22 protein-coding genes are annotated in these 26,046 nt (G+C 38.6%); 8 read left to right on the top strand and 14 right to left on the bottom strand.

Annotated features, from left to right (window positions below; all coding sequences use genetic code 11):
- Positions 1–97: 97 nt before the first annotated feature.
- Together nfuA and ACT4_RS09530 are read left to right on the top strand one after the other, a co-directional pair.
- Positions 98–736, top strand: coding sequence for a Fe-S biogenesis protein NfuA (gene nfuA, locus ACT4_RS09535; RefSeq protein ID WP_004878363.1), 639 nt, complete (start codon positions 98–100; stop codon positions 734–736).
- 226 nt (positions 737–962) lie between these two features.
- Positions 963–2,972: a ligand-gated channel protein gene (locus ACT4_RS09530; RefSeq protein ID WP_007481716.1), complete on the top strand. Its 2,010-nt coding sequence runs from the start codon at positions 963–965 to the stop codon at positions 2,970–2,972.
- A gap of 32 nt (positions 2,973–3,004) precedes the next feature.
- Here ACT4_RS09530 and ACT4_RS09525 read toward each other — a convergent pair whose 3' ends face one another.
- Together ACT4_RS09525 and ACT4_RS09520 are read right to left on the bottom strand one after the other, a co-directional pair.
- Positions 3,005–4,012: a hypothetical protein gene (locus ACT4_RS09525; RefSeq protein WP_007481715.1), complete on the bottom strand. Its 1,008-nt coding sequence runs from the start codon at positions 4,010–4,012 to the stop codon at positions 3,005–3,007.
- Between the two features lie 23 nt (positions 4,013–4,035).
- Complete coding sequence (locus ACT4_RS09520) at positions 4,036–5,049, bottom strand: alpha/beta fold hydrolase (protein ID WP_029424850.1); 1,014 nt, start codon at positions 5,047–5,049, stop codon at positions 4,036–4,038.
- Between the two features lie 237 nt (positions 5,050–5,286).
- Between ACT4_RS09520 and ACT4_RS09515 the strand changes: the two genes are divergently transcribed.
- Positions 5,287–5,901 (top strand): carbonic anhydrase, encoded by a 615-nt coding sequence (locus ACT4_RS09515; RefSeq protein ID WP_004878368.1) that lies wholly within the window; start codon positions 5,287–5,289, stop codon positions 5,899–5,901.
- 29 nt (positions 5,902–5,930) lie between these two features.
- Here ACT4_RS09515 and ACT4_RS09510 read toward each other — a convergent pair whose 3' ends face one another.
- Entirely contained in the window at positions 5,931–6,554 is a 624-nt protein-coding gene (locus ACT4_RS09510; RefSeq protein ID WP_171054795.1) for an arylesterase, read from the bottom strand.
- Positions 6,555–6,596: 42 nt separating this feature from the next.
- Between ACT4_RS09510 and ACT4_RS09505 the strand changes: the two genes are divergently transcribed.
- Positions 6,597–7,301: an ABC transporter ATP-binding protein gene (locus ACT4_RS09505; RefSeq protein ID WP_007481708.1), complete on the top strand. Its 705-nt coding sequence runs from the start codon at positions 6,597–6,599 to the stop codon at positions 7,299–7,301.
- Positions 7,298–9,781 carry an ABC transporter permease gene (locus ACT4_RS09500; protein WP_007481706.1) on the top strand — a complete coding sequence of 828 codons (2,484 nt, stop codon included), beginning with the start codon at positions 7,298–7,300 and terminating at the stop codon, positions 9,779–9,781. Before ACT4_RS09505 ends, ACT4_RS09500 begins: the two co-directional genes overlap by 4 nt.
- Here ACT4_RS09500 and ACT4_RS09495 read toward each other — a convergent pair.
- Positions 9,778–10,584: a rhomboid family intramembrane serine protease gene (locus ACT4_RS09495; protein WP_007481705.1), complete on the bottom strand. Its 807-nt coding sequence runs from the start codon at positions 10,582–10,584 to the stop codon at positions 9,778–9,780. The two genes, ACT4_RS09500 and ACT4_RS09495, sit on opposite strands and share 4 nt — an antisense overlap.
- A 106-nt stretch (positions 10,585–10,690) precedes the next feature.
- Here ACT4_RS09495 and mtgA point away from each other — a divergent pair, with 106 nt between their 5' ends.
- Both mtgA and ppk1 read left to right on the top strand, forming a co-directional pair.
- The gene (mtgA, locus tag ACT4_RS09490; RefSeq protein WP_007481704.1) at positions 10,691–11,365 is read left to right on the top strand and encodes a monofunctional biosynthetic peptidoglycan transglycosylase; all 675 of its coding nucleotides are present in this window, start codon (positions 10,691–10,693) and stop codon (positions 11,363–11,365) included.
- Positions 11,366–11,475: 110 nt separating this feature from the next.
- Positions 11,476–13,554: a polyphosphate kinase 1 gene (gene ppk1, locus ACT4_RS09485; protein WP_004878374.1), complete on the top strand. Its 2,079-nt coding sequence runs from the start codon at positions 11,476–11,478 to the stop codon at positions 13,552–13,554.
- 88 nt (positions 13,555–13,642) lie between these two features.
- On the opposite strand, the gene ACT4_RS09480 is transcribed toward ppk1, so the two are convergent.
- The 5 genes from ACT4_RS09480 to ACT4_RS09460 all read right to left on the bottom strand — a co-directional run bounded on the left by ACT4_RS09480 (position 13,643) and on the right by ACT4_RS09460 (position 18,907).
- A complete protein-coding gene (locus ACT4_RS09480; protein ID WP_034604873.1) occupies positions 13,643–14,686 on the bottom strand; it encodes a nitronate monooxygenase family protein in 1,044 nt (347 codons plus the stop codon).
- Between the two features lie 290 nt (positions 14,687–14,976).
- Entirely contained in the window at positions 14,977–15,978 is a 1,002-nt protein-coding gene (gene cydB / locus ACT4_RS09475; protein WP_007481700.1) for a cytochrome d ubiquinol oxidase subunit II, read from the bottom strand.
- A 2-nt stretch (positions 15,979–15,980) separates the two neighbouring features.
- Complete coding sequence (locus tag ACT4_RS09470; RefSeq protein ID WP_007481698.1) at positions 15,981–17,414, bottom strand: cytochrome ubiquinol oxidase subunit I; 1,434 nt, start codon at positions 17,412–17,414, stop codon at positions 15,981–15,983.
- A gap of 155 nt (positions 17,415–17,569) precedes the next feature.
- The gene (locus ACT4_RS09465; RefSeq protein ID WP_171054792.1) at positions 17,570–18,022 is read right to left on the bottom strand and encodes a DUF2946 domain-containing protein; all 453 of its coding nucleotides are present in this window, start codon (positions 18,020–18,022) and stop codon (positions 17,570–17,572) included.
- Positions 18,023–18,205: 183 nt separating this feature from the next.
- The gene (locus tag ACT4_RS09460; RefSeq protein WP_007481695.1) at positions 18,206–18,907 is read right to left on the bottom strand and encodes a VIT family protein; all 702 of its coding nucleotides are present in this window, start codon (positions 18,905–18,907) and stop codon (positions 18,206–18,208) included.
- A gap of 228 nt (positions 18,908–19,135) precedes the next feature.
- On the opposite strand from ACT4_RS09460, the gene ACT4_RS09455 reads away from it, so the two are divergent.
- Positions 19,136–20,350, top strand: coding sequence for a M48 family metallopeptidase (locus tag ACT4_RS09455; RefSeq protein ID WP_007481694.1), 1,215 nt, complete (start codon positions 19,136–19,138; stop codon positions 20,348–20,350).
- Here the strand turns inward: ACT4_RS09455 and ACT4_RS09450 are convergent.
- From ACT4_RS09450 to ACT4_RS09430, 5 genes are read right to left on the bottom strand one after another with little or no spacing between them, the layout of a single operon-like run.
- Positions 20,347–21,147, bottom strand: coding sequence for a hypothetical protein (locus ACT4_RS09450; protein ID WP_007481693.1), 801 nt, complete (start codon positions 21,145–21,147; stop codon positions 20,347–20,349). The genes ACT4_RS09455 and ACT4_RS09450 overlap by 4 nt on opposite strands.
- A gap of 54 nt (positions 21,148–21,201) precedes the next feature.
- Positions 21,202–23,049 carry a hypothetical protein gene (locus tag ACT4_RS09445; RefSeq protein WP_007481691.1) on the bottom strand — a complete coding sequence of 616 codons (1,848 nt, stop codon included), beginning with the start codon at positions 23,047–23,049 and terminating at the stop codon, positions 21,202–21,204.
- Positions 23,050–24,300 carry a glycosyltransferase family 2 protein gene (locus ACT4_RS09440; RefSeq protein ID WP_007481689.1) on the bottom strand — a complete coding sequence of 417 codons (1,251 nt, stop codon included), beginning with the start codon at positions 24,298–24,300 and terminating at the stop codon, positions 23,050–23,052.
- Entirely contained in the window at positions 24,287–25,189 is a 903-nt protein-coding gene (locus tag ACT4_RS09435; RefSeq protein WP_007481688.1) for a hypothetical protein, read from the bottom strand. The genes ACT4_RS09440 and ACT4_RS09435 overlap by 14 nt, the downstream gene beginning before the upstream one ends.
- Positions 25,190–25,936 (bottom strand): hypothetical protein, encoded by a 747-nt coding sequence (locus tag ACT4_RS09430; RefSeq protein WP_004878388.1) that lies wholly within the window; start codon positions 25,934–25,936, stop codon positions 25,190–25,192.
- Positions 25,937–26,046 lie beyond the last annotated feature (110 nt).

Raw genomic sequence — 26,046 nt, 5'->3', positions numbered from 1 at the left:
CAATGATCTTGCATATAATTCCTACAAAAATGGTTGATTTTTTTTATTACCCTCCATCTTCGGTTAATATAACGACATCAGCTTGAGGATTATTGTTATGTCGACTGAGAACACCAACACTGCTGTCGCAGAAGAAATTCCAAACCTTTTGATTACTCCCTCTGCACAAGAGTATTTACGTGATTTATTAGCAAAGCAAAATACTCCAGGAATTGGCGTTCGTGTTTTTGTAGAGCATCCGGGTACACCACGTGCAGAGTGTTGTATGGCTTATAGTGCACCTGAAGAGGTTGTGCCAACAGACTATAAGCAGGATTATCCAGACTTTCCAGCTTATGTAGATGCACCATCAATTCCATATTTGCTTGATGCTGTAATTGACTACAACAAAGATCGTTTTGGTGGACAATTAACATTCCGTGCACCTAACTCAAAGGTTCCACGTGTTGGTCCAGATGCTTCAATTGAAGAGCGCATTACTTATGTACTTCAATCTGAAATTAACCCGAGCTTAGAAGGGCATGGTGGTAACTGTAGTCTTGTTGAAGTTCAGGATGATGCAGAACACGGTCTAACTGCTGTATTAAAATTCGGTGGTGGTTGCCAAGGCTGTTCAGCGATTGATGTAACTTTAAAGCAAGGTGTTGAAACCACATTAAAGCAACACGTTCCTGAGTTACAGCGTGTCGTTGATCAAACTGACCATAGCCAAGCAGAAGGCGCATATTTTAAGTAAAAAACTTGAAATATCATCTATTGGAAAAGGCCCTTTCGAGGGCTTTTTTCATGTCAGAAAAACATCAGTAAATATTTTTCTTTGTTTCATAACAAGATGTAGAACAAAAAAGATGAATATATAAATAATAATAATTATCATTTGTATTGAGTTTTATTTGTTTTTTGTTAGAATTCTCCTAAATTTTTTAAGCAAATCTTAAGATTTGTCATGTTTAGGTGGGAATATGTCCAATAAATTAGCTCGTCAATCACTACTCGCAATTTCTGTTCTTGGTAGTATGATGGCAATCGCGAATGCGAACGACACTCAGACAAACGAAGTTACTCAACTAGAAAAAATTGTGATCACAGCAAGTGGCTTTGAGCAAGATATTAAAAAAGCTGCTGCTTCTATTTCAGTTCTCACACAAGAAGAAATTAATAAAAAAGCTTATCGCGATGTCACTGATGCATTGAAAGATGTACCTGGGGTTGTGGTAACAGGCGGTGGAAGTTCAAGTGATATTAGTATCCGTGGTATGGGGAGTGCTTACACAGTCATCATGGTTGATGGAAAAAAAGTAAACACGCGTTCTGTAAGACCAAATAGTGATAACTCTGGAATTGAACAGGGATGGTTACCTAATATTGGTGCGATTGAGCGAATTGAAGTGATTCGTGGTCCAATGTCAGGCTTATATGGTTCTGATGCCATGGGCGGGGTAATTAACATTATTACCAAGAAAAATACCAATGAATGGACTGGATCAATTAAGCTAGATACGACATTACAAGAAAACTCAAAATCAGGAAATATTTATCAAACCAATGCATATATTGCAGGCCCTTTAATTGCAAATCTTTTATCTTTCAAGGCCAATGGTTTATATTCGCAACGTGATGAAGATGAAATTTATGGGGGGTATAGTGAGCAAAAAATTCGTGCAGGTGGGGCAGCATTAACACTTACGCCAAATGATCAACATACTTTTGATTTGGAATATCAACGTTCAATTCAAAATCGTGATGCAACGGTTGGCAAGAGTATTTCGCCAATTCAAACAGGCAGAAATCCACCAGTAAACTCACTCACAGATTATTACCGTACAGAATACAGTTTGACACACCGAGGTACACTTGGTGCAGTAGAAACACACTCTTATATTCAACGTGAGGAAAATGAAAATCCATCACGTAATATGGAAGCGATTAATACGACATTTAATACAATCAATAAAATTAATTTTGATCGTCACAGTCTTAGCTTTGGTGGGATGTATTTAAAAGAAGAATTAGAAGATAAGGGCAATCAATTAAGCATCGGTGGTTCTACACCTGTTTCGAGCTTAGATCGTTATAGCTGGGCACTATTTGCTGAAAATGCATGGAACATTGTGGATGATTTCACTTTGACAACTTCATTACGTCTAGATGAAGACGAGAAGTTTGGTGATCATTGGAGTCCAAAGGTTTATGGCGTTTGGGGTTTAAATGATAACTGGGTGATCAAAGGTGGTGTATCTACAGGCTATAAAACACCAGCATTGCGTGCAACCGTTGCTGAATGGGGACAAGCAACAGGTGGCGGACAAAGTAAGGGAGTTATTGTCGGTAATCCTGATCTAAAACCAGAGAAAAGTGTGAACTATGAAGTGTCATTTAACTGGGATAATTTAGATAACTTAAATGCTGGATTAACACTATTTAATAGTGAGTTTAAAGATAAGATTACTGAAGTTAGAACTTGTCAGGGTGAAAATGTTGGTGCGTTAGAGTGTGATTGGTTAGGTGAAAAATTTGACTTTGTTAGCTTACGTGAGAACGTTGATAAAGCGAGCATGCGTGGTGCGGAAGTAACGTTTGGTTGGCAGGCTCTGCCAAATGTGAATGTATCTGCGAATTACACCTTCACGGATACGGAACAAAAAAGTGGTATCAATAAAGGAAAACCTTTAAATGAAATGCCAAAGCATATGTTCAATACGACTGCTGACTGGGAAATTAACGATCAGTTCTCAAGCTGGGGACGTGTCAACTATCGCAGTAAAACATCTGATTATTTGAGTCGTACCGCAATGGCAAAAGGTAAACCTGCTTATACGATGGTTGATGTTGGATTGAACTATAAGCCAACACAAAACATTGCAGTTGCAGCAGGCGTTTATAATTTATTTGACAAAGAGATTGATAAAGATACCTATAACTATGTCTTAGATGGTCGTCGTTATAATCTCGGTGTGACTTATAGCTTCTAAGTTGATTGCAAGAAAGGTAAGGTGAATTTGCCTTATCTTTCTTGTTTTAAAATACTCATCACTTGTTCAGAATAATAAAACTTTTCTAAATAAGAACGTGCTCGTTCTCTTAAATAACCTGTTTCAATCACTTGCTTTAAAACTGGCGCTAATAATTTGCTTAGCTCATTTTGAATTAAGTCTTCATCGATATTGAGATCACGTAACAATAGATCAAAGCTTCGCTCTTGATTGCGTGCATACCATGCATAAACACCGTCATGAACTTGCTGTTTTAAATACGGTGTTTGACGAATATGCTCCCAAATTTCATGTCCCATACCTACGGTTTTGGGTAAATCCTGAACTTCTAAATAATTATGTAAAACTGATAATGGCATGACTTTAATTTTATGCCAAAGATTTGCCTGAAAATGATAAAGTTTTTCATCATTAAAATGTTGATTTAAAACACTTTCGCTCATTTGGCTAATCTTCAAAATATTCTTTTGCAAATAATGGCCGATAGTATCATTCAGGTTTGAGTCAGTGACTGTTTCTAAAACAGATTTCCCCATTTTCATAAAGTGACCCACACCAGGTACACGTTTAGAGATAACAGAGTTATCTAAATAGTCTTGAATTGAGTGTTGGATCAGTTGAGTGACTAATGCTGAGAACGCAGGATTATTGACAATCGTTTTAATGAGCCGTTGACGATGACCACTTTTACTCGCAACGTATTGCGCGATTGAATCAATGGTCAGTACAGGAATTACATCTTCGATTGTAGTTTGATCATTTAACGGATGAATTAAAGCAAATCGGATATGTTCTGCAATTTGTTCGACTAAAAAAGAACTCGCAGGCGTTGCTAAAATTTGTTTTTCGATCAGATCAATAATCTGTTCAAATGACCAAATATGCTGAAGTTGTTGTAAACGCAACCAATGATAGAACTGCTTAAACTCATGTTGAATGGTTTCAGCTTGTGCAAATTCATGATCTAAAAAATCAAGTTGTGCATCAATCAGTTGTTCTATCATTGGATGTTTAGACATAAAAGCTCAAATAATGATTTAAATTATGGTGATGGGGCAGTTGCAGGTTTTTGTGCCTGAATCTTGCTTAAAAATGGTAAATATTGCTGAACCACCAATTGATCTGCTTCTAAGATTGGCATGTGACCAACATTATCCAAAATCACTGGGGTCTGTGCATTTTTCAGCAGGGATTTTAACTCAGGTGCTACTTCAACATTAATAATTTTATCTTGTTTGCCCCATAAAATCAGTGTTGGGGCATCAATTGATTTCGCAAGTAAAGCAAAAGAGTCAGGCGTAAAGAGCTTATTGAGCGCAATAATTTGATCAACCATCTTTTGTGTTTCTTCAACTTGCCCAATCATCATTTTTTCTTGTGCTTGCGCAATTTCTTTCGGAATGAATGGTGGCGAGTACATCGCTTGTTGCATTAAGTAATTAAAATCACCTTTCTTGCTCACAATCATATTTTTAACTTGAGCTGGATCTTTTAGGTAAGGTGTGGTCGCTGACTTATAAACACCTGCTGCATCGATTAAAAACAGGCTTTTCGTTTCGAATGGATACTGACCAGCGTAGAGCATTGCAATTGAGCCACCTAATGAATGTCCTGCGATATGAGCTGGACCTGTAAGATTTGCAGCTTCAATAAAACGACGTAATTTTTCTGTGACGTTTGGAACAGAATAATCAAATTCTTTAGGGACTTTTGTTTCACCACTGGCAGGCAGATCAGGAATGATCACATGATAATTTGCCGTTAAAGCATGTGCCACACGATTCCAGTTATCACGACTTCCAGCTAAGCCGTGAATTAAAATAACAATTGGCTTACCAGCTTGTCCGCCTTCGCTGTATGACCACGTAATATCGCCAACTTTTAAAGTTTTGGTTTGTAAGCCTGCCCAAGCACGTTCTTGTTGTAATAAATTTTGAAAACTCATTTCAATTTCAGCAGCTTGTGTGGTTTGAATTGCCATCGCTCCAAGGCTACAACTGAGTAAAAAAGCTGTAAATGTTTTACGAAATGGTATTGGTAATAGGGTATTCATCATCATTGTTCTATCCTTGATTTATTTTTTAAACCAATTGATTATTGTTGAAGTTTCCAGCTGAGTCATTTGCATAATCTACAAGGGTCTGGAAATTCTTGCCAATGAAATGAGTAAATTTCCACTATTTCCTTGATGAAAACGACAGCCTTTAACTTGAGAGTTTTTATTTTTGTCAGTGACTTTCGAACATGTCCACATTAAACTATTTTTTCATGTCAATCATAGATGGATTTAAGCATGCTCACCGCCCAAGAAACGCTAGAACGATTAAAAGCTGGTAATGCTCGTTTTGTGAAAGGGGAAGCAACCCAACAGAAACTACTCTCTCACCAAGAGCGCGCCGAAATGGCCAGTGAACAAAATCCTTTTGCAATTGTTTTAGGATGTTCAGATTCTCGAGTACCAGCTGAAATGGTATTTGACCAAGGGTTAGGGGATTTATTCGTTATTCGTGTTGCGGGCAATGTTGTTGCGCCATCACAAGTCGGAAGTGTTGAGTTCGCAGCTGAGCGTTATGATTGCGCTGTTGTTGTTGTATTGGGTCATAGCCACTGTGGTGCGATTCAAGCAACGATTGATACCTTAAAAAATCCAGATCAACCACCATCGTCAAATCTAATGTCGATTGTGAATCGTGTGCGTCCTTCTGTCGAAATTTTAATGCAGACTGAATTAAAGGATGATTTGAAAAAATTGTCTGCACATGCTGTTCGTTCAAATGTATTTGCATCTGTGAATCAATTACGTCACGGCTCAGCAGTGCTTGAAAGCTTGATTGAAAAAGGCAAATTGATTGTAGTGGGTGCTGAGTATTCTTTAGAAACTGGTGAAGTGATTTTTTTTGATTTCTAACGACTCATATATTTCGTCATAAAAGGTGCTTATAAAGCACTTTTTATGTATGGGTAGGTGAGATTGAGTAGAATCGGTTGAGCTTTCGCATTCGGATGGATTTGATCGTTTTGGATCAAACTTTTATTTCCTGCTACACCATCAAGAAAAAATGGTAAGAGCTTGATCTTATATTGCTGACTTACAACTTTATAATTATTTTCAAAGGCAGTGCTATACGCTGTTCCATAGTTTGGTGGTATCTTCATACCAAACAGTAAAACTTTGGCTTTTTGTTTCTGACTGAGTTGTACCAATTGTGCCAAGTTTTTTTGAATCATTTGCGGTGGCTGACCGCGTAAACCATCATTACCGCCAAGTTCGATCACAACAATTTCTGGTTTATAAGTCTGTAGTAGTTTTGGCAGTCTCGCCAGTGCACCACTTGTTGTTTCTCCACTGACACTTGCATTGACCACTTTATGTTGTTTCGGATACTGTTGGTTTAAGCGTTGTTGGAGTAAATGAACCCAACCTTGTTTTGCATCAATACCATAACCTGCACTCAGGCTATCACCCAAAATTAAAATAGTCTTTGCAGAAACCAGTGCTGGTACTAAACATAGAGTGATTGTTCCAAGCGTTTTTGATACCGACAAGATAACTTTAGATATTTGCATAGCACTTCAAATTTGTCCTAAAGGATACGTGACATCATGCCACAAGCGATTATTTCTGCCCAAAAAGTTACACAAAATATTCAAATCAATCAGCAAAATCTCACCATCTTAAAAGAGATTGATTTAGAGGTTTATGCAGGTGAGCAAATTGCCATTACAGGACGTTCAGGTTCAGGGAAATCGACTTTACTCGGTATTTTAGCAACACTAGATCGTCCGAGTGACGGTGAATTATGGGTGTGTGGAAAGGCTGTGCATTCGTTGACTGAAGAGCAACGAGCGCAGGTTCGCTTGGAGAATATTGGTTTTGTTTTCCAATCATTTCAATTGTTGCCACAGCTTAGCGCATTGGAAAATGTGATGTTACCTTTGCGTCTACAGCCTGATTTTCATTTTAAACAAGCTGAGCAAAAGGCTTTGGCTTGGTTAGAGCGAGTTGGATTAAGTCGTCAGGCTCAACAAACACCTAAAGTTTTATCAGGCGGTGAGCAACAACGCGTTGCCATTGCACGAGCATTGATTGCTGAGCCAAAAATTATTTTTGCAGATGAACCTACAGGCAACTTGGATGGACAAACAGCGGAAGAAATCGAACAACTATTATTTGATTTAAATCGTGAGTTGGGCACGACTTTAGTGTTGGTAACACATGATCAAAATTTAGCAGCGCTGTGTCAACGTCATGTCAAACTTGTGGATGGTCAGATTCAAGAAATTGTAAAGGCTGAGGAGAGAATATGAACTCGATCCTGAAACCTTTACTGTTACAAAGCTTTCGCACAGGTGGTTTATATTTACTGATCATTGCACTGTCATTGGCTATTAGTGCGACAACCGCTTTAAAGTTCAGTAATACTCAAGTTCAGAATGCAGTAACGCTTCAAGCTGCTGAAATGCTGGGTGCGGATCTCGTTCTATCTGATAATCAACCGATTCAAGAAAATTGGCATGAACAGGCAAAAAAACTCAATTTAAAACAGGCTTCGGTCACGCTGTTTGGTTCAATGGCGCATACTCAAGATCAATTTGTCATGGTGAATGTCAAAGCCATTGATGGCGCTTTCCCGCTTCGTGGACAGCTTGAGATTGCACCAAAAGCTCAGCAAATAAAACAAGGAGAGGTGTGGCTGAGTCCCCGTGCGATGGATCTTCTCGGCGTTAAATTGGAGGATAATGTTGCAATTGCTGATGGCGAGTTTAAAGTCACAGGTCTCATTGAACATGATTCAAATCAAGAGCTTGGGTTCTCAGGTTTTTCTCCAACCGTAATTATTCATCAAGCTGATATTGCTAAAACCAATGCAATTCAAGTTGGTAGTCGTATCGAATATCGCTTATTGATGGCTGGAGAACCAAATGCTGTCGATGCTTATAAGAAGATATTTAGGCAACAAATTGACCCTGAATCCGATAATCAAAAAGTAGAGTCACAAGCAGAAACAGCCGAACAAACATCACTTAAGTTACGAGATGCAAGTCAATCCAATACAAGATTGATGAAGCCCATAGAGAATTTAGATACTTTTCTACAGCTTGCCAATCTTTTGACGATTCTGCTATGTGGTATTGCGATTGCTTTAACGAGCCAGCGTTATGTACAACAAAATCAAGATCATATTGCACTGATGCGCTGTTTAGGCGCGAGTAAGAGTCAGATTTTATCGGCTTACATTATTTTACTTGGGATTGTGAGTTTGATTTCGATTGCACTTGGTAGTTTGATTGGGATTGGCTTGGGATATGGATTGTTGCAGTTAATGCTACAGTTGATTCCTCAATTGCAGCTGAGCTTTGCGGTAAGTGATTTACTCATGGCTTTGCCTATCGCTATTTTTACCAGTGTAATGGTATTGATAGGTTTTATTCTGCCAAGTATTTGGGAGCTGTTAAACACTCCGCCTATTCGAGTCATTCGTCAACAAGAACGTTCTCGTAAGTCCTATGTGGCGATGTTCGCTGTGGGGATTTCTAGTCTTATCATTTTTAGTTTGGTGTTGAGCGATAATTTACAGTTAAGCCTTTTGGTTTTAGTGGCGATTCTTGTGCTATGTACTGTGCTTTTTGCGATGATCTGGTTGCTGTTAAAAGCCATTAAACGATTAAAGCATCCTTTGTCAGCTTATGTACGTATACCGCATCAAACAGCTTTACAAATCACGGCATTAGCACTTGGTTTAAGCTTGATTACAGTGCTGAGTGTATTAAGAACAGATTTATTGCAACGTTGGCAGCAACAATTACCAGAGGGAACACCAAACCAATTTGTATATGGTTTACCTCCATTTGATATGCCTCAATTTAAACAACAGCTTGAGCAGAATAATTGGTCTTCAACACCACTATATCCAAACATTCGAGGGCGATTAATTGCGAAGAATAATCAGGCATTTTCTCCTGAGTTGATTAAGCAAAATAATTCACTTCGACGTGAATTGAATCTGACGCAAGCGAGTGCATATCCGACTGACAATGTCATTACACAAGGCGAAGCAAATTTCAGTGCAGTAGGGCAAGTTTCTGTTGAGGAAAAATTAGCCACTGAGTTAGGCATTAAAATTGGTGATCAATTACGCTTTAGCTTGCCTGAGGGGATATTAGAAGCCAAAGTAATTAATCTTCGTTCAGTGGAATGGGAAAGTTTTAGCCCCAATTTCTTCTTTATTTTCTCTCCTCAAACCATGGATGAAAATGCAGGAAGTTATTTAGGCAGTTTTTATGTTCCGACAGTCGATCAGCCAAAAATGGTACAGCTCATTCAGCAATTTTCCAATACAGTATTTATTGATGTTGGGCGGATATTGGATGAAGTTAAACGCTTGATGAATGTATTGGTTCAGATCGTGACGGTATTGGCTGTGCTTGTTGGCATGTCTGGTGTGTTGGTTTTAATTGCCTGCTTAAATGTATTGATGGATGAGCGCCGTAAAGAGGTTGCATTATTGCGTTCATTTGGTGTCGCTAAAAATAAATTAAAGCGGATGCTCAGCTTAGAGATTGGTTTTATTGGTTTACTTGCTGGTATTGTGGCGTGCTTATTTGCAGAAGTAATCAGTGCAATTGCAAGTTATAAGATGCAAATGGCAGTCCAATTGCATCCAGAAATTTGGTTTATTTTACCTTTAGCAATGATGCTGGTATGTACTTTAATTGGACGATATCGTCTGAGTTATTTATGCGATATTCCGCCATTACAAAGTTTAAGAGAAATCAATCAATCTTAAAAAGTCAGTTGATTTTGACGCAGAATCTCATCCCATAATGGGGTGAGACCTGTACTTAACTGCGTACAATAAAAATAAAATCCAGCAAGTAATACGCTACACAGAACCAGTGCAATCATTTGTATAGCAACTTTACGTTGGGTCTTTTGACCGAAATACCAAAGACTTGCAAGCAAAGCCCCCATGATCATGCCGCCGATATGGGCTGCATTGTTAACTCCTGAAACCGTAAAACCAAAGATTAGGTTGATCGCCATCACCATAACTAGAGATTTTTTATCTAACCAAAAACGTTGTCTTGGTAATGCTGGAAATAATGAAACAGCTGTCAGTGCTGCGCCCAGCCCCATGACTGCTCCTGATGCACCTGCACTGATATGAGGGAGCAAGCTTGGGTCAAAATGTTGTAAGAGTTGATAACCGTCACGAATACTCAGATAGCTAGAAAGTACACTTCCCATCAAACCCGCAAGAAAATACATACCGATATAATAGGAACGACCAAATAACTGCTCAGCGACACTGCCAAATATATAAAGTGCCCACATATTTAACATTAAATGGATCAATCCAAAATGGAAAAACATGCTGCTAAAAAGGCGTTCAGGCTCACCCGAAAAGGTGAGTGGTGTAAAATCAGCGCCCCAAGCGATTGCATCCATAGGGGATGGGTCGGTAATATTCACACCTGTAAGGATTTGCCAACCAAATAATCCAACATTGACCGCAATTAAGATTGCAGTAAACCACCATGTTTGTATTTGCAATTTTTGATTGATTTGTGGTGGAGTCGTTTCCGTCATATGTTTGAGCTAGCCATGAATATGAAAAATAGCTTAGCATGAATTGACGGGACGAGACATGGATCATATGTCATAACGCCGATATCCGAAGGAGTGAAGCACTTTAATGAAAGCCTTTTTAGCACGTACAGTCATGTTGATTATTGGGGTAATTCTGCTTATCCAGCTATGGATTTTTTCTAGCTTGGTGTGGTGGAGAACACATCCTGTTCAAACAACAATGTTCATGCGGCTAGATTATTGGTCGGATTTCAAACCTATTCAGCAAGAATGGCGTGATTACGATGACATTAGTGATAACTTCAAGCATGCGATCTTAGCTGGTGAAGATGCGAAGTTTATTCATCATCATGGCTTTGATTGGGCGGGTATCCAACATGCTTTAGAACGGAATAGTGAAAAAGGTGAAGTGGTCGCAGGTGGTTCTACGATTTCACAACAACTTACCAAGAATTTATTTCTCTACAATCAACGATCATTCATCCGTAAAGGTCAGGAAGCCGTGGCAACTTGGATGATGGAGCGTATGTGGTCAAAGCGTCGAATCCTAGAGGTATATATGAACTCTGTGGAGTTTGGACAAAATATTTATGGCGTTGAGGCGGCAACTCAGTTTTATTATGGAAAAAGTGCAAAAAGTTTAACGCGTGAACAAGCTGCATTTTTAGCTGCTTTATTACCGAATCCTAAATATTACCAAGACCATAGAAATGATCGTAAGTTGCAATATCGCAAACGTGTCATTTTAAAATATATGAATGGTACACAAATTCCTCAATAGTTCATTTTATTTAAAAAAAGCCTAATATTTTTGGGCTTTTTTACCAAAATGACATAATTTTGCAGCATACTTAAACGATCACTTGATAAATTAAAGCGATAAGGTTCGGTATGAATACTGCAGTGACGACAACAGCGCCCATAGAATATAGTTACAACGATCGTTATATAAATCGTGAACTTTCGATTCTCGATTTCCATTTACGTGTACTAGAACAGGCGGTTGATCCACTCCATCCCTTGTTAGAGCGGATGAATTTCTTACTCATCTTTTCGCGTAATTTAGACGAGTTTTTCGAGATTCGTGTTGCTGGCATGATGGAGCAACTGACTTTAGGCAATGAAAGTCGCACTCCTGATGGTTTGACACCTAAACAAGTTTTGGATGAAATTTCTAGAACTGCACATGCGGCAATCGAACGCCAATATCGTATTTTAAATGAAGAAATCTTACCGAAGTTACGTGAAGAAGATATTTGCTTCTTACGTCGTGGCGAGTTAACACCTGCGCAATCTGCTTGGATTAAGAAGTATTTCCAAGAGCAAGTTGCGCCAGTATTGACACCAATCAGCCTTGATCCAGCGCATCCATTTCCTCGCTTAGTCAATAAAAGCTTGAACTTCATTGTCACCTTAGAAGGCAAAGATGCCTTTGGTCGTCAAATTGATTTAGCCGTTGTTCCTGCACCGCGTTCACTGCCTCGTGTTGTTCGTTTACCAGATGAGCTGACCGATGGTAAAGAACACCATGTCATGCTTTCTGCGATTATTCACGAGCATGTTTCTGATCTATTTCCAGGCATGACAGCAACAGGTTGTTATCAATTCCGTGTGACGCGTAATGCTGATTTAGCATTGAATGAAGATGTTGAAGATCTTGCTAAAGCACTAAAAGGTGAATTGAGTTCACGTCGTTTTGGTCGAGCGGTACGTTTAGAAGTAACGCATAATTGTCCAAAACATATTTATGAATATTTATTGGACGAGTTCGACTTAAACGAAGAGCAGCTTTATCGTGTTGATGGGCCGGTAAATTTAGCGCGTTTACTTTCAAATTTTAAACGTCCGCATTTACGTTATGACTCACATACACCTGTGATTCCAAAAGCATTCAAAAAATCGGAAAGCATTTTTGCTGCAATGCAAAAGCAAGATATTCTATTGCATCATCCATTTGAATCATTTGCACCAGTCATTCAATTGTTACGTGAAGCAGCGCGTGATCCACAAGTGCTTGCAATCAAGCAAACACTTTATCGTAGTGGTGTGGATTCTGAAATTGTACAAGTACTTGCCGAAGCTGCACGTAATGGTAAGGAAGTGACCGCAGTTATTGAGTTGCGTGCTCGTTTTGATGAAGAGTCAAATATCGAGGTTGCTAACGTATTGCAAGAAGCAGGTGCAGTCGTTGTATATGGCATTGTAGGCTATAAGACTCACGCCAAAATGATTTTAGTGGTACGCCGTGAAAATAATAAATTAGTACGCTATGTTCATTTGGGAACAGGTAACTATCATGCGGGTAATGCGCGTATTTATACCGATTATGGTTTGATGACGACAGATAAAGATGTCTGCGAAGATGTGCACCGTATTTTCCAAGAATTGACTGGTATGGGGAAAATGGCGAAGCCGAAAAAGCTGCTTCATGCACCATTCACTTTACATGCTCAACTGATTAACTTCATTGACGATGAAATTGCCAATGTAAAAGCCGGTAAACCTGCACAGATTATTGTGAAGGTGAATGCACTCACCGAAGTTCAGCTCATTAATAAATTGTATGAAGCTTCACAAGCGGGTGTACAAATTGATTTGATCATTCGTTCGATTTGTTGTTTACGCCCGGGTTTGCCAAATTTATCTGAAAATATTCGTGTTCGCTCAATCGTGGGACGTTTCCTAGAACATACACGCGTGTTTTATTTTAGTAATAATGGTAATCCACGTATTTATGGTTCAAGTGCAGATTGGATGGATCGTAACTTATTCAACCGTGTAGAAGCATGCTTTCCGATTGAAGATCCAGTTTTGAAAAAACGTATCTATCAACTAGGTTTATTGAACTATCTAAAAGACAATCAACAAGCGTGGTTGTTGCAAGGTGATGGCGTTTGGGAACGCGCTAAACTTGTGGAAGGTGAGGAACCGCATAACGCTCAACAGACTTTGTTGGATGCGATTAAGTAATTAAAAAATTAGGCATCTTGTATAAGCATTTATACAAGATGCCTTGAAAAAAAACCGATCGATCAGAGATCGGTTTTTTATTTTCTGCTTAGTTACTTTTAATTTCTAAAACCAATTGATTTACCAGATCAGCAGCTTCGAGTTCTCGAATTTGAGCAACATTACTACCTGCCCAAAATGCACCATAACTAAAATCATGTTGTTGATTGGCAATCACCATCAACTGTTTAGCTAAATCGTACGTATATGGGTAGGCTGGAACATTTGGTCGGTTAGGACGATCAATTTCAGTATGCCAAGTCCCGATCAGACCTCGTGCAGGACGACCTGATAAGCTAGCACTAATTTGGGTAATATTTTGATTAAATAATGCTTTACGATATGCAGTATTCGCACTTGAGCTTTTACATTGAACAAAGGCTGTGCCTAATTGAACGGCTGAAGCACCAGCTTTCAACATCTGCTTTGCCTGTTCGCCATTCATGATGCCACCAGCAGCAATTACAGGTGTTGTGCAATGTTTAGAAATTAGCTGTACCAGATCTAAGGTTTTGATTGCAGCATCAAAATGTTGATTAAATATTCCTCGATGCCCACCTGCTTCAATCCCTTGAGCAATAATCAGATCAATTCCAGCAGCTTCAATTTGCTGCGCTTCGATCAAGTTAGTTGCAGATACCATTGTGATAATACCTGCATCTTTTAATGCTTTAATTTGATGATGATGGGGAATCCCAAAATGGAAACTCACTGCTTTAGGTTGAGTTTCTAAAACAATATTTAAGAAATCATCACTATCCAAAAAGCTTGGATAAATACAGTTCAGTTGTGTCGGTGGTGTTGTGCCAAATTTTTCAAAATGTGGCGCAATATATTCAATCCATTGCTGTGCGATGTCTGGATTGAGTGATTCAGATTGATGACAGAAAAAGTTGACTTGGAATGGTTTTTCAGTTAGCGCTTGAGTTTTTAAAATCAGCTCCTTAGCTGCCGAAGGTGTATTTGCGCCTAAACCTAATGAACCTAAAGCTCCCTGATTAGAAACTTCAGCAGCAAGTTCAGGTGTAGAAACACCAGCCATTGGTGCAAGAAAAATAGGATGTTTAATTTCTAATAATTCTAAAATTGTCATGTCATATATACCTAATTGGTTTTGATTCAACATAGCTTAAATATCAAAAAAATAGCAAATAATACTGGTTATTTCTTTTTAGAATGGAGATACGTGGATTGTTTATCTATCTGAAAATAAAAAGATGTTTGGCTAATGAATTAACCAAACATCTGATAATGTTATTGCTTAATGATAGGCTAAAACCAGTAAGGCTTTAAATAGGCCAGCAATAATTGCTAAACCTACAAAACCCACGATCCATAAGCCGATAAACCATTTGATTTGTGATGATTTCATCGTCGTTCACCTCAGTGGTAGCCTTGATCGCCAACACGGACTTTATCTCGAAAAATCCAATATCCCCAAAAGGTGTACACTAAAATAATTGGGATCATGATCAATGCACCAATTAATGCAAAGACCTGACTGTCTCGCGGTGCGGCAGCTTCCCAAATGGTAACAGATGGAGGAATAATGTTTGGCCATAGAGTGATGACAAAGCCAGAGTAAGCCAAGAACATCAGCATCAAAGTATAAATGAAAGGTTTGTATTCACTCCTTTTTAAACAAGCTTGCCATGTCAAGAACGTAAAAATAACGACTAAAATAGGAACAGGACTGAAATAGATCAGTTGTGGAATTGCAAACCATTTTTCAGCAATAGCAGGTTGGCTGTAAGGAGTATATAAACTGACGGCTGCGAAAATAACGAACAGTGCAAAGATTAATTTAGGCATTAATTGATACATTCGATCTTGTAAACCATCATCAGTTTTCAAAATTAACCATCCGCAACCCAATGCGGCATACATGATCACAACGCCTAAACCTGTAAAGAGAGAAAAGGGTGTTAGCCAATCCAAACTACCACCGACAAAGATCCCATTTTCAGTTTCTAAACCTTGAATGTAAGCACCTAAAATCACGCCTTGTAGAAAACTTGCTAAGGTTGAACCGCAAATAAAAGCCAGATCCCATAATGCTTTTGAGCGATTTGCTTTAAAGCGAAACTCAAAAGCAACTCCCCTAAAAATTAGCGCAATTACCATCAAGGTAATCGGCATATATAGTGCAGATAAAACAGTTGCATAGACAATTGGAAAGGCTGCAAATAATCCAGCACCTCCCAGTACCATCCATGTTTCATTGCCATCCCAAACAGGTGCAACGGTATTCATCATGACATCACGCTCTTGTTGTCCCTTAATAAATGGGAACAGGATGCCGATACCAAGATCGAAGCCATCCAAAATGACGTAGATCAATACGCCTAGCGCGATGATCATGGCCCAAATGAGAGAAATATCCATCCTTATTCTCCTTTCGTCTGATCTTTGGTTTCGAGGCTATCCTCAACCGCACTGAGTGGGCGCATTGGCGTTCTAAAGTGTCCAACACCACCTTGTTCTTCAACAGGGGTATGAATGAATTGAGGGCCTTTGTACATGAGTTTAAGGATGTAATAGATACCTGTTCCAAAGACAACGGTATAAACCAATACAAAGATAATCAGCGTAATACCGACTTGATTTGCAGAAACATTGGACAAAGCATCCTCTGTACGCAGGACACCATACACAACCCAAGGTTGGCGACCAATTTCAGTGGTAAACCATCCAGCAAGTAACGCGATATAACCCGTTGGCCCCATGATTAAGGCGAACTTATGAAACCATTTGTTCTCATAAATTCGTTCTTTTTTGCGCAACCACAAACCAACCACTGCCAGTAAAACCATTAGTGTTCCTAGACCAACCATGATACGGAAGCTCCAGAAAACTAAAGTTGAATTTGGTCGATCTTTAGGGGCAAACTCTTTCAACCCTTTGACTTCACCATCGAGACTATGGGTTAGAATCAAGCTACCTAAATAAGGAATGCCCACAGCATATTTAGTGGTTTCTGCTTGCATATCTGGAATACCAAATAAATAGAGGGGCATTGGTTCATTGACATTTGTTTCCCAGTGACCTTCCATCGCCGCTAACTTAGCTGGTTGATGCTTTAAGGTATTCAAACCGTGATGATCGCCAATTAAGACTTGCGCAGGTGCTGCGAATAAGATCATCCACATCGCCATAGAGAAGGATTTCTTTACTAACTCATCTCGACGACCACGAATTAAATGCCAAGCCGCTGTTGCTGCGATAACTAATGCCGAGACTAGAAAAGCTGCAACCGCCATATGTGCAAAGCGATACGGAAATGATGGGTTGAAGACAATCGCGAACCAATCTTGAGGCACAATGATGCCATTTTCGATGCTGAAGCCTTGTGGCGTTTGCATCCAACTGTTTGAAGACAAAATCCAAAACATGGAAATACAAGTGCCAATTGCTACCATGAACGTTGCAAAGAAATGGGCTTTTTCACTGACTCGTCCCCAACCAAATAGCATGATTCCTAAAAATCCTGCTTCAAGGAAAAAGGCGGACAATACTTCATAGGTCAGCAGTGGCCCAGTAATACTTCCTGCAATTCGAGAAAACTCACTCCAGTTTGTTCCAAACTGATAGCTCATAACGACCCCAGAAACGACCCCCATACCAAATGTCACGGCAAAAATCTTGAGCCAATATTTATAAAGGTCTTGATAGATTGGATTATGACTACGTAGCCATTTCCATTCTAAAACTGCTAAAAAACAAGCGAGACCGATTGACGTTGCAGGAAAAATAATATGAAACGAGACTGTAAAGGCAAATTGGATACGTGCTAACTCTAACGCTGTTAAACCTAAGTCCATAAGGAATCCTCCAACGGATGATTGAATCGTTGAAAAACTGGTTCAACAGACACTTTTTTAGCGATGCGTTTGTCTCGCTCTTGCTGTGGATCAGCAAAAGAAATTCGATAAAGCATATAAAACTCACTTTCTCAATAATTTAGTTAAATAAATGATTACATTGAGAAAGCAAAAGGAGGGGCTCGACCTTGGGGGATGAGAAATAAGCGTTGTAATGAGAAAAAGAACGCAATAAAAACTTGATATAAGTGTAAAAAGCGGACTTGTAAGCGAACAAAAACTTCTTTAACTCCAAGTGTTGGAGGCGCAACTAAATGCCCATAAAAGAAACAGAATGGACATTGATGGTTAAAGTCGTGTTGATGCGAATGATGTGTCGAATCAAAATGTACATGATCGCTTGTTGCGTGATTATGTTCTAAATGATTTTGATGTGATGTATGTGCTGAGTGAGCAGTGTGTTCATGTTTCATTTGGGAAGACAGATGCGTTACAGTCTCACAAGCTGGAGAAATTTGATATTTCTCTGGCAATAGAGGCTGCAAGAAGACAGCTATCTGTAATGCTATTGTTGCAAAAGCAAACAATATCCCAAGTCGATGTATCAAGACACTTCTCTACATTGGTTACTTCAAACCAGCAAGTTGAGATTTCAAGTAATTCTTACTAGCTAACTCAACTTTCGATTAGTAGTCATCATACACCTAAATTTTAGAAAAATCTTACTTATAAATTACATATATTATTATTTTTAAATGTGATTTATTACATAATGATTTTGCTATAGTTTCTTATAGAGGCTGAACGTTGAATAAAGAACCGACCCAAGCTGAAAATGCCATTGCTAAAATTCCCCACAAGGTAATACGTAAGCTGCCTTTGAGCATTGAGGTCTTTGCAAAATAACTCGATAAAGCACCTAAAAATGCAAGAGAAATAATACCTGTAATTAACACTGACTGAACTACCCATTCGTGAGAACTGAGTAGAATCGCTAACATTGGCAACGCTGCGCCACATGAAAATGATGCTGCTGATGAAAGCGCTGCTTGCACAGGGTTTGCTGCGGTATTTTCATGGATACCGATTTCATCACGAGCATGCGCACCAAGCGCGTCATGAGCAGTTAATTGTACGGCAACTTCATGGGCGAGTTCTGGACTCAAACCACGCGAAATATAAATTTGAGTTAATTCTTTTAGCTCGGCATGAGGGTTTTTTTCAAGTTCATGGGCTTCTGAGCGTAGATCAGATTGCTCAATGTCTTCTTGTGATTTAACAGAAATATATTCACCAGCAGCCATAGATGTGGCACCAGAAATCAAGCCAGCAATACAAGTAATTAAAAGTGTATGAGAGCTAGCGCCACTAGCTGCCATCCCCATAATTAAGCTTGTGACAGAGATAATTCCATCATTTGCACCAAGTACGGCTGCACGAAGCCAGCCAGAACGCTGCATAACATGGATTTCAGAGTGGTGAGAATGCGACATAATTTTACTCGTATGAAAATATTGTTTGTTATCTACACAGTGATGTCTTCAAGTTTTATTTTTGGTTTTATCAATGATTCATCAACTTAACTTACTTATAAAATAACTTATTTTAACGATATCAGAACAGCTGTTTAGTTATAATATGTGAATAATTCACCGTTTTAACTCTTTGTTTAATCTACTATTCATAGTAGTTGCGCTGAGTGCTTTTAGTTGAGATATAAAATGAACTATTCTAAGAAAAAGCCCATAACATATTCATTATTAGCTTTCAGTTTAATGTTTCCTTTTCAATCCTCATTCAGTGCCGAGGCTGGTTTTGTAAAAGAGGGAGATGCTGAGTATAAGCCTGGCAACCCGATTTATGATCGTTGGGATCAGTTTTATAAGCTTGAGCCAAATCAGCCAGAGCAGGCTGAAAAAGTTTTGCTAGAATTGAGCGAAATTACACCTCAAGATGTAAAGGTTTGGAAAAGTTTAACTTATCTACAAATTCGACTAAATAAGCAGAAGCTAGCACTCCAGAGCGTACAACAAGCCTCAAAACTTGCCCCGCAAGATGATCAACTTAAATTACAACAAGCCTATCTGTTAAATCAGCTCAAAAAAGATAAAGATGCACTGCCTATTTTCAAAGATTTAGCGACTTCAAATAACCCTGAAATTGCAAGCAAAGCACAAGAGGCGGTTCATAATTTAAGTGGTGGTACTGTAAAATCAACATTTAAAGATATCTATTTCGCGCCATCATATGAATCACGTTATGACGACTTTATTTTCCCATTAAAAATGCGCTATGGGAAAAACTTAGATAATGGACGTGCACAAGTTTATGGTTTTATAAACCTTAACCGAGATACAAAGTCTAAAGGTGGTGTTCGACCTGAGATTATTGATGAGAATGCTGTAACTGTTGGCGTCGGTGCAAATTATCAACCTTGGACATCAATACCACTTCGAGCTTATTTAGAAATCGGTGGCAGTTATGATCTGATTGATCGTAATCGCGATAAATTCCGTGAAAGTGTGGTCGGTGGTGTAACGGGTTATCAAGAATGGTATGCCAATCCAACCATTGAACAACGTACAGTTTGGAATGACTATTTTACTGACTTATATGGAAACATAGCGAGTTACTCGAGAGAGGACTATAACGTGATTGCTGATTTGAGATTACGTTCAGGTTTTAATATATATCGAGGTGAAGCTGGTACGGTACAGGCCTATGGCAAATTACATGCTTTAGCCGATTCAAAAGGTGAAAACTACAATAACTTATTTGAATATGGTGCTGGTGTGGCATGGCAACCATTTAACTACATACCTGTGAAAATTCGTGTTGAACGTCTATATGGGAACTATTTTAAAGATGCTTTGGCGGATGGTACTGACAGCTATAACAATACCCGTACCGAACTTGTTTTTTATAAGGATTTTTAAGAACCATAACGCAATTTATACCATAGCGTAACAGCATAAACAGTCCAGCGGTTCATGTAATGTGGGCCGTCAAAAATATAAACTTTTTGACCTTCATAAGCTTTTAATTGTTCAGCGATTTCCCAAGGATATGCTGAACGAAATTGTCCATTTTTCTTTGGCCTAAATGCTTCTAATACAATAATTATATGTTCTTTACCAAACTCAAGTTGAAGCTGTTCCAAAGTCTTTCTTGCTTGTTCAGGAGTGCGAGTTCCTACACCGACGCCATCCTGAAAGAACACACCAGTATGCTCAGGTAACCAACTTCTTAACCAAGAATCTAAGTGATGTGGTGTTTGCTCAGCGCTATAAATACTGATCCAGACTGGCTTGGCTAGAATATTAATCGCTTTAGCTAGATCGTCTACACAAATCCATGTTGGATCTGCTTCTACGGGGAAGTAATATCCTTTAAGCGGGTATGATTGAGTTTGCTCAATAATTTTTTTTGAGTGTGTTGCCAGATTTACAACATTTGCTCGTGCTGTTTTTTCATCATATTCACCAGCAAGACCTAAAATAATATTTTCTGCCCACGGTTTTTGATTCAGTTTTTTTAGGCTGATATTCTTTTCCCATTTGGGAAAATCCATATCGAGATCAAACCAAGATTTTGATTCAACAATCGACCACTGTGGAACAAAAGTATTTACCCCTAATAAGTCCCAATTTCCCTTGGGGGCAGTTGTGGCTAGGTCTGGTTGCCAAAACATACCTTCAATTTGAGGAGGTTGTATGTCAGGGCTACTGTGCATACAACCTGAGCCAATTAGCGCTGAGAGAATAAGGCCAATTATAATTGATTTTTTTTAGTCGGCCTTGTTGTTATCATTGCGACGTTTTCGCCAATACCAGAATAGAATCACCATTATAATGATCGTAGAGATGGTAACAATCAAGATGAAAAATGAAGATTGTTGTACTAAAGGCGCTTTTTGATTACCAACGATGATTTTTTGCAAAATAAAAACTTGGCCATTTTCGGCAACTAAAATCTTGCTGGCATTATTTGGAATGTCATGCTGAATTTTATCCCAAAGTCGTGTGAAGTTTTGTGCTCCCTCTAACGAGTCTGTAATTACATCAAAACGTTGATCATGTGAACTTACCAAAAAACCACGTGCAGTTGCTGGTGCATATATCACGTCAGGATGCATTAAAACTTGTTGTCGATAAATATTAGGATTGACTTGAACGTTTAAGACTTCTGGTTTGGCATTGTCAAACTTCACTAGGTTTAATGGCACAGGATCATTGGTCATCAACATTTTCTTGGCTGTTTGACTAATTGCAATCGCCATTTCTAAACTACCAGGATGGCTATCTATTGCGATGGTTGGGTGAGTTGCAAAGCTTACTGAGAGTGATCCAACACCGTTTTTCATTTTATGCGGTAATTTTACGGTTGATTTTTGGGTATCAATCCATAATGAACCTTTTGCCGTCGGTAAACATTGTGAGTTTACAATCACTGAGTTTTCCAACTTCATGCTAAACGTTGTGTCATTAGAAATATTTTTAGCAAAGTAGTTGAATTGGCGATTGACTGGATCAGAAGCTAAGTCAGCAGTTTTTAAACTGCCTGCTAATCCACCATCAATCCACGTGGTGATATTTGAGCCTTCGAGTAAACCACTTTGTACCCGAAGTGCAATTTGACCTTGTAAGATATCGGTCGGTTGCCAAACAGCAGGGAAGTTTAAGAATAGATTTTTCTCAGCTTGGTTTAATCGAAAATCACTAATCCCCAGATCGGCAAGCGTTTTAATTTCTTTCAACTGTGCCCAGTTAGGTGCAGCAATTTTATTTGGAAGATATGTTGCCGAAGTATCTAACTGATCTAAATAATTAGTATTGAGTAAGCCATTGATTGCCGATTTTAGTTTCTCAGGTTGGTCATATTGAATTTCTAAAGTAGGGATATCATCCTTTAGAATAATTTGAGCGAATGTGCCATTTGGTAAAGGTGTTGCTGACTTTTTCAGTTCAATAAAGAAATTAGCAGATTGATTCGTCGGCGCATTTTGTTCGTACCATTTGATTTGAGTAACTGGTGTCCATGCACTCACTAAGCGACCAAGCATCGAAGCTTCAGTTAAGTTGGCGGGGTTATATTTTAAAACACCGATAAAAGGTGTTGGACGAACAATTTGAGGATTGAAAAGGGCATCAGGTAAGTCTTTCAGTTTGTAAACTGGGCGATGACGTAAATAATCTATTTTTGAGTTGGTTAGGTAGGTAACTTGATCCACATCTTCACTACAGAATGTCGTGCGATTCGCTGCAGGTGAAGTTGATGGTGAATATTGTTGCAGAATAAAATCAAGGCGATGGAAGCCACTTTTACTCGCAGGAATATTAAAACTCAGTTCACCCGTGCCGTTAAGCATAGTGTTATAGATGAGTTTGTCATCATATTTCACCAGTAGAGATGTGTAGTGTTCAGTAGCATATTCACTGCTAAAACGAATACTTTGCCATTCTGAACCTTTTCCGATATAGAAATAGTGAGGCTCAATGGTGTATTTATTTGAGGTATCAATATTGTCAAAAGTCCAAGTATTCCATGTCTCTGCATTGGATAAAATCGGCAAAGAGAGCGCTGCGCTGGTTAAAAGAACTTTCAATACTTGATGATGTAATGGATTTTTTTTCATTTATTTTCTCTCTTTGCTACGTTCAGTTTTGTACCACTGTAATGAGTTTCCCTGTATTTTATTTTTCAACATATCGTATGCTGCTTTGAAAACGATGAATAAGAAAATTTGGGAATAGGTTACATAGGATAAAACTGAGAAGAAATACAGTTGTGGTTTTGCTCTTTCTAATGAAAGCGTGAACCACATTTGGGCAACATATAAGCAAAATGATAAGCCCCAAAGTAAGGTGAATGGACCCGCAAGTGTGATCCCTGCAATACCGAGTAAGCCTAAGCTTAGCGTGATATGACTCCATATTAGTGCTGGCACAAACAGCACATAGCACATGATGTTATTAAAGATCTCGATCCCAATTGGAAAAGGTTTTCTTAATGCAATAGGTAAATATTTACTGGTTACATAAAAGTTACCTTGTGTCCAACGAGAACGTTGTTTGATAAATACGCTGAGTGAAGGAGGGTCTTGTTGCCAACCCACCGCGTAAGGCACCCATTTGATTCTTCGCTGACCCAAGAAAATCCTAAAGCTCATTTCAGTATCATCTACCAGCGATTTTTCATCGAAACCACCTAAAGTTTCTAAGGCATCACGCCAGATCACATAGTTGGTTCCCATCAATGTTGAGAGCTCAAAACGTTGCCAGCGTCCACCTTGGAAAATCCACTGAAAGAAAATAAATTCAATCGCAATAAAGCGAGTCAAAATACTATCTCGCCAGTTCCGTGTTCGAACTTTACCGTTTACTGCAACCAGCTTTTTATCGGCAAGTAAGGTCTGAGCAAGTAAACGAACGCAATCAGGTTCAGGGGTGCTGTCAGCGTCATAAACAACAATTAATTCACCTTTGGCATGAGGTAAACCATTATTTAAGGTACGAGATTTGCCTTTACCTCCCATGCCTTTAGGTACATTGACGATTTTAATACAGGGATAAATTGCCGCCATGCGCTCCGCAATTTCCAAGGTGTTGTCTTTGGAACCATCATTGATCAGTAAGACTTCATAGGCATGAGCTGGATAATCTTGTTGTGCAATTGCATGTAAAGTATCTTCGATAACAACGCCTTCGTTATAGGCGGGAATCAAGACACTTAAAAATGGCCATTGCTCGGGTACAGGCATATTTTCGAGTTCGCGTGCGGCATTTTTTGAGTATTTCCAAGCTTGATAACTGAGCCATGCCCAAAAGGCTTGGGGAATCCAAATACCTAAAAAACCAAATAAGAAAAGAACATCAATTGCGGGCATTTATTCTTCTCCTACGAATGATTGACATAATCAGGATCAGCAATAAAGTGCATCCGAGTAATAAAGAAATCCATGAAATCGAGCTACCAAATGTACTTAATAAGCTTGGATAACGGGCAGAAAAGATATAATCGAGTGGAATTACCACGGTACTCATCACTATTAAAAAGTAACCCGATGGGCTGGTTTTTACTCCCTGAGGTGTACTTTGAAACTTGGTCTTATGTATTTTCCAAGAAATTCCAAGCTGTGGATATTCAATATTATTTAGAGACATATTCTCAGGAGGATTGATAATCACTTGATAACCTGAACTTAATGTCGCATCTGTGGTCGCGTTATAAAAATATTGTTGTTTACGTTGGATGGCACGAGCTGGAATATTTAAATCATCGTCTTGTGATTGGATGATATAACTCCCCGCAGGTTGTGAAATGATGTTTTCATCCCAGCCTGTTTGTACAAACGCAACCAACGGTCGTAAACCAATTGCAGTAGAAAAAGTCGCTTTAGATGCAAAGTATCTTGATTGTTTCATTTGATAGTAAGCAACAGGAATAGCACCTTCACTCACTGCTTTTTTAATTCTTATATAATCAATTAAACTAAAATATTCATTGGGTAAAATAACACCAGGCTTAATACCGTGTTCAACTAACTTTTGAAAACTTTCAGACTGTAATTGATCGGAAGTGAATACTGGCCACCATGTCGGAGGCTTTGAAAAAAAGTGCGGAATTGCCTGAGTAGATTGGATTTGCGTTAATGAGTCATCATAACGACGCTCAATTTTACAATGATAATATTCTTGATAAAAATCCTGTAAGGTTTGATCTGGGAAATTAGCGGTTGCCACTAATATTCCGCAAATGTTTACGATCACTGACATTTATGCATCTCCACTAATAGGAGCAACGCATTCATTGTGTTGTTCAATTTGAAGCTTAAGCACGCTTAGTTCTTGTAAGCGTTGTACAAATAGAGGGGGGGAGAGGTCATCATCTGATTTATTTTCATGAATGACAATACTTCTAATTTCACTAAGCTCTTCACTAATGAAATGATAAATGACACTGTCTTGATCACTTGATAAAATCTCCATGATCTTATTCTGAGTTTCTTTCCAAATATCTTCACCTAACATTTCTCGGATAAGAACAGTGTTAGTGATATGTATGCTAAAAACTTTATAATGATCTTTTTGAGTGAGTTTCAATAACTTGCGTAATTCAACCTGAAAATGATTTAAAGCTGTTAACGGTAAAATATCATGTTGATAGTTTCGATCATAACTTTGAATATCACGATAAGTTTTAAGGGCGTTTTGAATATTATGACGTACTGCACTCATAAAAATTGGTGCCATTGGAATCACAAAAAGTAAGAGTAGCTGTCTTTCAATATAGGTTTGATTGGCTAAATCTAAGGCAAAATAAACAGCCATACTTACGAATGCAACTAAGCCTAAAATCAGTGCTAAACCGACATTTAAAAAAGCACCCGCGATTAATAAGAGCAATAGGAAAATCCAACTACCGCGATAAGTTGCAGGCAGCCACTCATATGCGATTATTCCCATAAAAATTTGAGAGGAGATAATCCATAAGACGAGGGCTGGAGCAGGATTTTTTTGCATAATAGTTTTAATTTTATTAAATTATTCTGTGATTAATTTAGCATTTTAGCCGCATGCATTCGATTGTTTTATGTTATTTATTTTTTAAAATAATTGTATAAAACAGTAAC

The sequence above is a fragment of the Acinetobacter sp. NBRC 100985 genome (assembly GCF_000241225.1).
Lineage (GTDB): Bacteria > Pseudomonadota > Gammaproteobacteria > Pseudomonadales > Moraxellaceae > Acinetobacter > Acinetobacter venetianus.
The sequence above is the reverse complement of the archived record's forward strand: the minus strand, read 5'-3'. Positions and strand labels throughout refer to the sequence as shown.

Bases quoted from the DNA above. Each gene is read 5' to 3' on its own strand.
- ACT4_RS09430 (WP_004878388.1), bottom strand. From the start codon at position 25,936: ATGCAAAAAAATCCTGCTCCAGCCCTCGTCTTATGGATTATCTCCTCT.
- ACT4_RS09505 (WP_007481708.1), top strand. From the start codon at position 6,597: ATGCCACAAGCGATTATTTCTGCCCAAAAAGTTACACAAAATATTCAA.
- ACT4_RS09500 (WP_007481706.1), top strand. From the start codon at position 7,298: ATGAACTCGATCCTGAAACCTTTACTGTTACAAAGCTTTCGCACAGGT.
- ACT4_RS09520 (WP_029424850.1), bottom strand. From the start codon at position 5,049: ATGATGAATACCCTATTACCAATACCATTTCGTAAAACATTTACAGCT.
- ACT4_RS09435 (WP_007481688.1), bottom strand. From the start codon at position 25,189: ATGTCAGTGATCGTAAACATTTGCGGAATATTAGTGGCAACCGCTAAT.
- ACT4_RS09530 (WP_007481716.1), top strand. From the start codon at position 963: ATGTCCAATAAATTAGCTCGTCAATCACTACTCGCAATTTCTGTTCTT.
- ppk1 (WP_004878374.1), top strand. From the start codon at position 11,476: ATGAATACTGCAGTGACGACAACAGCGCCCATAGAATATAGTTACAAC.
- ACT4_RS09470 (WP_007481698.1), bottom strand. From the start codon at position 17,414: ATGGACTTAGGTTTAACAGCGTTAGAGTTAGCACGTATCCAATTTGCC.
- ACT4_RS09455 (WP_007481694.1), top strand. From the start codon at position 19,136: ATGAACTATTCTAAGAAAAAGCCCATAACATATTCATTATTAGCTTTC.
- mtgA (WP_007481704.1), top strand. From the start codon at position 10,691: ATGAAAGCCTTTTTAGCACGTACAGTCATGTTGATTATTGGGGTAATT.
- ACT4_RS09460 (WP_007481695.1), bottom strand. From the start codon at position 18,907: ATGTCGCATTCTCACCACTCTGAAATCCATGTTATGCAGCGTTCTGGC.
- ACT4_RS09495 (WP_007481705.1), bottom strand. From the start codon at position 10,584: ATGACGGAAACGACTCCACCACAAATCAATCAAAAATTGCAAATACAA.
- ACT4_RS09525 (WP_007481715.1), bottom strand. From the start codon at position 4,012: ATGTCTAAACATCCAATGATAGAACAACTGATTGATGCACAACTTGAT.
- ACT4_RS09480 (WP_034604873.1), bottom strand. From the start codon at position 14,686: ATGACAATTTTAGAATTATTAGAAATTAAACATCCTATTTTTCTTGCA.
- ACT4_RS09515 (WP_004878368.1), top strand. From the start codon at position 5,287: ATGCTCACCGCCCAAGAAACGCTAGAACGATTAAAAGCTGGTAATGCT.
- cydB (WP_007481700.1), bottom strand. From the start codon at position 15,978: ATGGATATTTCTCTCATTTGGGCCATGATCATCGCGCTAGGCGTATTG.
- ACT4_RS09440 (WP_007481689.1), bottom strand. From the start codon at position 24,300: ATGCCCGCAATTGATGTTCTTTTCTTATTTGGTTTTTTAGGTATTTGG.
- ACT4_RS09450 (WP_007481693.1), bottom strand. From the start codon at position 21,147: ATGCACAGTAGCCCTGACATACAACCTCCTCAAATTGAAGGTATGTTT.
- ACT4_RS09445 (WP_007481691.1), bottom strand. From the start codon at position 23,049: ATGAAAAAAAATCCATTACATCATCAAGTATTGAAAGTTCTTTTAACC.
- nfuA (WP_004878363.1), top strand. From the start codon at position 98: ATGTCGACTGAGAACACCAACACTGCTGTCGCAGAAGAAATTCCAAAC.